Source organism: Micromonospora foliorum (genome assembly GCF_022229015.1).
GTDB classification, from domain to species: domain Bacteria; phylum Actinomycetota; class Actinomycetes; order Mycobacteriales; family Micromonosporaceae; genus Micromonospora; species Micromonospora foliorum.
In genome coordinates, this window is sequence record NZ_JAKKFF010000333.1 from 1 (window position 1) to 8,211 (window position 8,211).

10 protein-coding genes are annotated in these 8,211 nt (G+C 71.5%); 3 read left to right on the forward strand and 7 right to left on the reverse strand.

Annotated features, from left to right (window positions below):
* Positions 1 to 99 precede the first annotated feature (99 nt).
* A complete protein-coding gene (locus PSH25_RS23145; protein WP_238661070.1) occupies positions 100 to 693 on the reverse strand; it encodes a pentapeptide repeat-containing protein in 594 nt (197 codons plus the stop codon).
* Between the two features lie 98 nt (positions 694 to 791).
* On the opposite strand from PSH25_RS23145, the gene PSH25_RS23150 reads away from it, so the two are divergent.
* Both PSH25_RS23150 and PSH25_RS23155 read left to right on the forward strand, forming a co-directional pair.
* Positions 792 to 2,024 (forward strand): serine hydrolase domain-containing protein, encoded by a 1,233-nt coding sequence (locus tag PSH25_RS23150; protein WP_238661071.1) that lies wholly within the window; start codon positions 792 to 794, stop codon positions 2,022 to 2,024.
* 52 nt (positions 2,025 to 2,076) lie between these two features.
* Entirely contained in the window at positions 2,077 to 2,718 is a 642-nt protein-coding gene (locus PSH25_RS23155) for an NAD(P)-dependent oxidoreductase (protein WP_238661072.1), read from the forward strand.
* 22 nt (positions 2,719 to 2,740) lie between these two features.
* Here PSH25_RS23155 and PSH25_RS23160 read toward each other — a convergent pair whose 3' ends face one another.
* Both PSH25_RS23160 and PSH25_RS23165 read right to left on the reverse strand, forming a co-directional pair.
* On the reverse strand, positions 2,741 to 3,205 hold the full coding sequence (locus tag PSH25_RS23160; RefSeq protein ID WP_238661073.1) for a PPOX class F420-dependent oxidoreductase: 465 nt from the start codon (positions 3,203 to 3,205) through the stop codon (positions 2,741 to 2,743).
* 42 nt (positions 3,206 to 3,247) lie between these two features.
* Positions 3,248 to 3,886, reverse strand: coding sequence for a DUF6642 family protein (locus PSH25_RS23165; RefSeq protein WP_238661074.1), 639 nt, complete (start codon positions 3,884 to 3,886; stop codon positions 3,248 to 3,250).
* A gap of 304 nt (positions 3,887 to 4,190) precedes the next feature.
* On the opposite strand from PSH25_RS23165, the gene PSH25_RS23170 reads away from it, so the two are divergent.
* The gene (locus tag PSH25_RS23170; protein ID WP_238661075.1) at positions 4,191 to 4,970 is read left to right on the forward strand and encodes a D-Ala-D-Ala carboxypeptidase family metallohydrolase; all 780 of its coding nucleotides are present in this window, start codon (positions 4,191 to 4,193) and stop codon (positions 4,968 to 4,970) included.
* Positions 4,971 to 5,073: 103 nt separating this feature from the next.
* Here the strand turns inward: PSH25_RS23170 and PSH25_RS23175 are convergent, their stop codons facing one another.
* From PSH25_RS23175 to PSH25_RS23190, 4 genes are all read right to left on the reverse strand, one after another.
* Complete coding sequence (locus PSH25_RS23175) at positions 5,074 to 5,427, reverse strand: hypothetical protein (protein WP_225855057.1); 354 nt, start codon at positions 5,425 to 5,427, stop codon at positions 5,074 to 5,076.
* Positions 5,428 to 5,572: 145 nt separating this feature from the next.
* Complete coding sequence (locus tag PSH25_RS23180; protein WP_238661076.1) at positions 5,573 to 6,997, reverse strand: ATP-binding protein; 1,425 nt, start codon at positions 6,995 to 6,997, stop codon at positions 5,573 to 5,575.
* Positions 6,998 to 7,094: 97 nt separating this feature from the next.
* Positions 7,095 to 7,844 (reverse strand): response regulator, encoded by a 750-nt coding sequence (locus tag PSH25_RS23185; RefSeq protein WP_238661077.1) that lies wholly within the window; start codon positions 7,842 to 7,844, stop codon positions 7,095 to 7,097.
* Positions 7,823 to 8,211, reverse strand: a 389-nt coding sequence (locus tag PSH25_RS23190; protein ID WP_372492834.1) for a sensor histidine kinase, incomplete at its 5' end; no start/stop codon positions are given. The genes PSH25_RS23190 and PSH25_RS23185, both read right to left, overlap by 22 nt.

Below are 8,211 nucleotides of genomic sequence, written 5' to 3' on the forward strand. Positions count from 1 at the left end.
GGTTGCCCGGCCCCACCCAGCCCCCCACCCTTCCCCCACACGCCGCTCGTCCCATCCCGGCCGGACGGACACTTCGGCAGACCACGAGCGCCTTCCGCGTCAGCCGATCCGGAAGCCGAGCAGTTGCGCGACGACCACGGCCTGCTCGACGTCGATGATGGCGCCGGCCCGCTCGACGACCGTCGGGTCGAGCGCGGTGAGATCGCTGCCCCGCAGGTCGGCGCCGCCGAGCCGGACGTTGTGCAGCTGCGCGCCGGAAAGATCGACACCGGTGACGGTAGCACCGGTCAGGTTGGCCCTGGTGAGGTCCACCTCGCGCATCCGCACCCCCGTCAGTCGAACGCCGCGCAGGTCGGCGCCGGGCAGCGCGGCGAAGGACCAGTCACCGCCGTCCACTGTCAACGGACGCAGGTCGCACTCGCTGAACGTGCTGCCGACCAGCTTGCAGCCGGTGAACTCGGCCTCGAAGAAGTTGCACCGCCGAAAGACGCAACGGGTGAAGGCGGAGTCGACATGTCGGGAGGCGTTGAACGCCACGTTGCCGAACGTGCACCCGGTGAAGACCGCGCCCCTGCTCGACGCCTCGGTCAGGTCCACACCGAAGAACTCGCAACCCACGAAGTGCCGGTCGGTCAGCTCCTCGCCGTACCAGTCCTCGTTGCGGAAGGTCACGTCCTCGGTCAACTCCGGCATCCGGCCAGGCTAGTGGTCGCCGCCGACGGCCGGCGGCCGGCGTGGCCGGTGCCGGGCCCCCTTCCGGTGTCGGCGTACCGGCGAGTAGGTTCGGCGGCGTGAGTGTGGCTCGGAGCAAGGACCCGGATCAGATCGGTTTCGACCCGACGCGGCTGGCACGGATCGACGAGCACTTCGGCCGGTACGTCGACGACGGCCGGCTCGCCGGCTGGCAGGTGGTGGTCACCCGTGGCGGCGAGGTGGCGCACTCCTCGACGTACGGGCTGCGCGATCGGGAGTCGGGCGCACCGGTCGAGCCCGACACGCTCTGGCGGATCTACTCGATGACCAAGCCGGTCACCTCGGTCGCGGCGATGATGCTGTGGGAAGAGGGCCGGTTCGAGCTGACCGACGAGATCAGCCGCTGGCTGCCCGAGTTCGCCGACCTGCGGGTCTACTCGAAGGGGTCGGTGCTCAAGCCGTACACCGTGCCGGCGGTCGAGCCGATCCGGGTCTGGCACCTGCTCACCCACACGGCCGGTCTGACGTACGGCTTCATGCAGACCTCGGTGGTCGACGGGCTCTACCGGGCCGCCGGCTACGACCTGTACCCGCCGACGGACGTCGACCTGGCCGGCGCCTGCGCGGCCTTCGGCGAGCTGCCGCTGCTGTTCCAGCCCGGCTCGGCGTGGGGCTACTCCGTCGCCACCGACGTGCTCGGCCGACTCGTCGAGGTGATCTCCGGGCAGAGCCTCGACGCGTTCTTCGCCGACCGGATCTTCGGCCCACTGGGCATGACCGACACCCGCTGGTGGGTGGAGGGCGACGAGGCCGACCGGCTGGCCGCGCTCTACGTCCCGGAACCGCGCAGCGGCCGGGCCGTTCGCTACGACAGCCTCGGGTCGCTCGCGTTCCGCAAGCCGGCGCTGCTCTCCGGCGGTGGCGGTCTGATCTCCAGCGCCGCCGACTACCACCGATTCACGCAGTTGCTGCTGCGCGGCGGCGAGCTGGACGGCGTCCGGCTGCTCGGGCCACGCACGGTGCGGTTCATGACCCGCAACCACCTGCCCGGTGGTCAGGACCTGGGCACCCTGTCCACCGGCGGCTTCGCCGAGACCACCCTGGACGGGATCGGCTTCGGCCTCGGCTTCGCGGTGGTCGACGACCCGATCCCCAGCCGGGTGCCGAGCAGCGTCGGCGAGTTCTACTGGGGCGGGGTGGCCAGCACCGCGTTCTGGGTCGACCCGGCCGAGGAGATCACCGCGCTGCTGTTCACGCAACTGATGCCGTCGAGCACCTACCCGCTCCGCTCCCAGCTGCGCCAGCTCGTCTACGCCGCCCTGGTCGACTGACCAGATCGTCGTTCCACCGGCGGGCGGCCGGCCCAGTCCCTAGCCTGAGCTGGTGAGCACCATCGTCGTGTTTGGCGCGGGCGGCACCGCCGGTTCGCGGGTCGCTTCCGAGGCGGTCGACCGGGGGCACCGGGTGATCGCCGCCGTCCGCCGCCCGGAGGCCACCTCGTACCTGCCGGCCGGGGTGCGGACGGTCACCGGCGACGCGACCAGCGAGCGGAGTGTCCGGGAGCTGGCGCCGGACGCCGACGCGCTGGTCGTGGCGATCGGCGGCGGCGAGCGCGAGCTGTGGCGGAACGCGGCGGAGAACCTGGTGACCACGCTGCGCGGGATGCCGGCCGCACCGCGGATCATCCACCTGGGCGGCGGGTCCACCCTGCTCACCCCGGGCGGCACCCGCATTCTCGACGAGCCGGACTTCCCGGCGGAGTACCGGGAATCGGCGCTGGGCCAGGCGGACGCGCTGGACTACTACCGCACCGCCGCCGACGGGGTGAGCTGGACGTACGTCTCGCCGCCCCCGCTGGAATTCCACCCCGGCACGCGCACCGGGCACTACCGCACCGGCACCGACCAGCCGGTCACCGACGCCCAAGGCCGCTCGGTGCTCACGTACGAGGACCTGGCAGTGGCGATCATCGACGAGATCGAGCAGCCGCGACACCAGAACGCCCGCTTCACCGCCGCGTACTGACCGGGGCGCGGGCCGGCCGTGGTCAGTCGGCGAGGCGGGCCGGGAAGCCACCGGTGGCGATCGGACCCCAGGCGTCGATGGTGACCCGGATCAGCGACTTGCCCTGGCGCACCATCGCCGCCCGGTAGTCGTCCCAGTCCGGGTGCTCGCCGGAGATGCTGCGGAAGTACTCGACCAGCGGCTCCAGGGCCTCGGGCAGGTCCAGCACCTCGGCGGTGCCGTCGATCTGCACCCAGGGGCCGTTCCAGTCGTCGCTGAGCACGCAGGCCGAAACCCGGGGGTCGCGGCGGAGGTTGCTCACCTTGGCCCGCTCCGGGTAGGTGGAGACGACCAGCCGGCCCTGCCCGTCGACCCCGGCGGAGACCGGGGAGGACTGCGGGCGCCCGTCGGCCCGGGTGGTCATCAGCACGACGTGGTGTCGCGGCCGGAGGAAGTCGAGCAGGCCGTCCCGGTCGACCCGGGTGTTCCTTGCGATGCTGCGTGCCATTCCCCGTTCCTACCAGGGCGCGGTCACCACGGCGGCGGCGGGTCAGCGAGGCCGGGCCGCGGCGCGACGCACCGCCTGGGTGGGCACCCGGGGGTGGCCGGACGGACGCCAGGCCCGCCCGTTGGCGTAGATCACCCGAAAACCGAGGTACGACGCGAGCGGCGCCCAGTGGGCGGAGCCCATCCGCAGCTCGGCGGCATTGTGTCGCTGGCCGTTGGCGAGCACGTCGAGGAGCACGGTCTCGAAGGCCGCCGATTCGACCCAGTCGACTTCCCGGGTGAAACCGCAGATCAGAGCCGCTCCGGTGACCTCCAGGAACTCGCGCAGCACCGCGTCCGAGGCGCGCAGCACCGAGCAGCTGCCGAAATAGAGTCGGCGCCCCTCCGCGCGACCGGCCATCAGCTCGGCCACCTCGTTCAACTCCACCGACTGCCAGTCGGTGAGGCAGAGCCGGCTCGGCTCGCCGTGCATGGCGAAGAAGCCGACCCGGTGGTCGGCGTACTGCTTGAGCAGCCAGCGGTCCAGGAAGTAGAACAACTCGTCGCGGGTGGCCGCGTCCTTGTGGATGAAGCGGATCTTGCCCAGCCGCTCCAGCAGCTCGAGGGTGGGCAGCACGGAGCCCCGCTCGTTGAGGTCACGGTGCCACTGACCCTCGACACAGAAGACGCCACCGCGTGCCACGCGCACCTCCGCCAGTCCACCGTCCGGGGCTGACGTTACCGGCCGCCGTGACCTCGGGAACATCACCCTCGGTGTGGCAGTTTGCGACGTTCGGTGCGCTTGACGGCGGCAGGGCCGATCGGCCGGGAGTGACTGTTTCGCAAATCAGCTGAATTCCCAGGTGATATCCAGGAACAGCGGATTGTGAGCACGATTCTCGTTAACTACCTCCAACAGCACGGATCAGTGCGAGGGTGGAAATCACGGGACTTCTCGGTCGATGTCCTGAAGCCACCCCATTCGCTCTCCTATCGGGAGGACTTCTGTGCGCGTAAACACCTTGAAGCGTGCCGCCGTCGCATTCGCCCTGGCACTGCCCGGGGCCGCAATCGCCACGGTGGTCGCCGCACCGGCGGCGCACGCGGACGGCTGTTACACCTGGAACCGCACCCTGACCCAGGGGCGCTCCGGCGACGACGTCCGCCAGTTGCAGATCCGGGTCGCCGGGTGGGCCGGCTACCGGGACATCGTGGAGAACGACGGCCGCTACGGGCCGAAGACCGCCGCCGCGGTCAAGCGGTTCCAACAGGCGTACGGGCTGCGCGCCGACGGCGTCGCCGGCCCGCAGACCTTCGCCAAGCTGTACCAACTTCAGGACAACGACTGCACGCCCGCGCACTTCACCTACGGCGAGCTGGACGACGGGTGCGGCGGGAGCGGGTGGAGCGGCGGCCCGCTGCCGGCGAACCAGACAAAGCAGAACGCGCTGCGCACCATGTGGAAGCTGGAGGCGCTGCGCAAGAGCCTCGGCGACAAGCCGCTCGACGTGTCCAGCGGTTTCCGCAGTCGCGCCTGCAACAACCAGGTCGGCGGCGCGTCCGACAGCCAGCACCTGTACGGCAACGCGGCCGACGTGACCTCACGAACGTCCTCGCTCTGCCAGGTCGCCCGCAACGCCCGCAACAACGGCTTCAGTGGGATCTACGGGCCGGGCTACCCCGACCACGACGACCACGTGCACGTCGACTCGCGCCGGGAGAACAACAGCGACAGCAGCTCGAACACGACGAGCTGGGCCGCCCCGGACTGCGGCGTCGGCAACTGAACCGCCAGCTCAGAGCGACGTCGGTCCGACGCGGAGGGGGGATTTCCGCGCCGGACCGACGTCCTGTCGCCCCGGGTCGGGTGGGCGGAGGGGGATAACGCGCTCAGCTCGCCCGGGGCCAGCGCGGCGCGGTGACGGGGGGAGTCACCGGCCGGCCAGCAGCGGTGGGCCGTACCCCCTGGGGGACGACCCGCGCGGCCTGTTGCCGCGACGGCCCGGTCGCCGTGAACGGGAAGGGCACGTGCACGAACGGATTACCGTGCCGGATCAACGCCTCGATCTGCCGCTCGTTGAGCCCGTGTGTCTCCAACACGCGTCGCCCCCAGCGGTGCAGCCGGCACGGGTAGGAGGCGCCGTCGTTGCGGCACAGCGGCCCGGTGGGCCACTCCTCGGCGGTGTGCACGACCACCGCCCGGACCGCGAGCCGGACATCCTCCGGGGTCAACGGTGCCGGCATTGGCACCTCACCCAGTACCTGATCGATGGGATCCGTCGACTGCTCACCAACTCGCACGGCAGGCCTCCCGCAGTTCGGCAGCGGTACGGCGGACCCACCGCACCGACATCCTCGGCCATGGGTACGGCGGACACCTGACGAAAGTTCAATTCCGGTACGCGCTAAGCAGATCCTCCGCCGACAGCACCCGGATGCCGTCGACGGCGGTGCCGCTGCGCGACACGGCAACGACCGGCACCGATTCGTCGGCGCCGGGAAGCAGAGACCGGTGCAGGAGTAGCCGGCCCAGGTCATGCGCGTCGAAGGGCCGGCTCTCCTGCCACTTGACCGACCCGACGAAGCTGATGCTCCGAGCGACGGGCGCACGGTCGGCGCCGACTATGTCGATCTCCGGGTCGTTGGTCCGGGTCCAGTAGCCACCGATCGTCGCCGCCTCCGCTGGCAGATGGTCACCGGGCAGCCGGCGCAGCGCCTCCCGGACGACAGGTTCGATGGCCCGTCCCCGCCAGGACGTCCACGACCGGTCGATCCGGTCCAGGGTCAGGTCGCCCCGCCCCCGCTCGATCTCGGAGAGGTGCGGCCCCAGGAACGACAACCAGAAGCGCAGGTACGGATCGGCCACCGCGTACCGGGTGTCCCGCGACGGCTTTGTCGACAGCGGAACGGTGACCTCCACGGCCCGCTTCTGGGTCAGCAGGCGCAGGGCGCGGTTGAGGGACGCCTGCGGAAGGTCCCCTGCCGCGCGGGAGATCAGCGAGAAGGTCCGCTCACCGGAGCCGATGGCCCGCAGCACCAGACCCGCCTGGGACTGGGGCGGGAACTCCGCCGCCAGTGCCCGCTCGCCGCTGACCAGCAGGGCAGAGGTCGGATCCCGTACCGCGTCGGTCAGATACTCGTGGACGGACGCACCGGTCGGCCACTCGTCGAGGATCAGCGGCAGACCGCCGGACACCAGGTAGGCGTCGAACGCGTCGGCGGCGGGCAGACCGAGCATGTCGCTGACGTCGGCGGGGCTCAGCGGCGGAATGACCATCTCCGTGGCGCGCTGGTGGAACGGCCGGCCGTAGTCGTTGAGGGCTTCCATCATGGCCAGGTCCGATCCGACGCAGATCAGGAGGACCGGCCGCCGGGACAACTCGCGATCGAAGACCTTCTGCAGCGTTCCCTCGAAGCCCGGGTCGCCCGCGATGAGGTACGGCATCTCGTCCAGAACGACGACGCTCGGCCGGTCGGACGGCAGCGCGGCGGCGAGCAGGGTCAGCGCCGCGTCCCAGGTCTGTGGTTGCTGCTCCCGAAGGATCTGCGCACCCGGCAGCGTCGAGGCGGCCGCCTCCTCCACGAAGAGGGCGAGTTCGGCTGCGACTGTCGGCTGCGCGGAGGCGGTGAAGAAGAGGTACGGCACCTCGGCCCGCTCCACGAATTCCTCGACCAGTCGGGACTTGCCCACCCGCCGGCGACCGCGCATGAGCAGGGCCCCCCCAGGCCGACCGGCACGGCCACCCCGCCGGACCCGAGAAAGCATGCCGCCCAGGAGGTCGAGTTCGCGGTCCCGTCCGACAAAGCCGTCCACGATCACTCCTGACACTACCAACGATGGAACAACCAAAAATGAGTGTAACCTCATCCATGTTGGAGTGCCCGACCATCTGACCAGGCGAAACCGCGCGTCAGACGAGGCCGGCGTCGTGCACGAGCAGCGCCACCTGGACCCGGTTGTTCAGCTCCAGTCGGGTCAGCAGCCGAGAGACGTACGCCTTCACCGTCGCCACGCTCATGAACAACTCCCCCGCGATCTCCGCGTTGGTGTGGCCCCGCCCCAGCGCGACCGCCACCTGCCGCTCCCGCTCACTGAGCCCGGTGAGCAGCCGCAGCGCCCGTTCCCGGCGCGGGTCCGGGCCGACCGGGCCGGGGGCGGCGGCGGTCACGTGGGCGATCAACGTCCGGGTCACCGTCGGGGAGAGCGTCGCCTCGCCCGCCGCGACCCGGCGGACGGCGCGGACGATCTCCGCCGGTGGGGTGTCCTTGAGCAGGAAACCGGCCGCCCCGGCGCGGAGCGCTCGCAGCACCTGCTCGTCGGCGTCGAAGGTGGTCAGCACCAGCACCTCCGGCGGGTGCGGCTGGGCACGCAGCGCCTCGGTGGCGGTCAGCCCGTCGACCCGGGGCATCCGGATGTCCATCAGCACCACGTCCGGGGCGTACGCGGCGACGGCCGCCGGCACCTCGCCACCGTCGGCCGCCTCGCCGACCACGGTCAGGTCCGGCAGACCGCCGAGGATCATCGAGAGCCCGGCCCGGACCAGCGCGTCGTCGTCCACGATCAGCACGCGTACCGGTCGCCCGGCTGCGTTGGCAGGCCCGGTCACGCTCGGCGGCCCGGCTTCGCCGGCAGGGTTGGTCACGCCGGCCATGGCAGCCAGGCGGCCAGCCGGAAGTCACCGGAGTCGTCCCGACCGTAGGCGAGCCGGCCACCGGCGAGGGTGACCCGTTCGCTGATGCCGACCAGGCCGGTGCCGGCTCCCGGAAGCGTGCCGCCGGTCGGTGCGCCGACCGGCCAGCGGTTGCCGATCGCCACGGTCAGCCCGGTGCCCGGCCCGCCGGCCACGTCCACGGTGACGGCCGCGCCGGCCGCGTGCTTGCGGGCGTTGGTCAGCCCCTCCTGCACGATCCGGTACGCGGCCCGGCCCAGCGCCGCCGGCACCTCCCCCGGGCTGGCGACGCTGTCGCTGACGTTGACCCGCACCCCGGCCGCCCGCGACTCGGCGATCAGCGCCGGCAGGTCGGCCC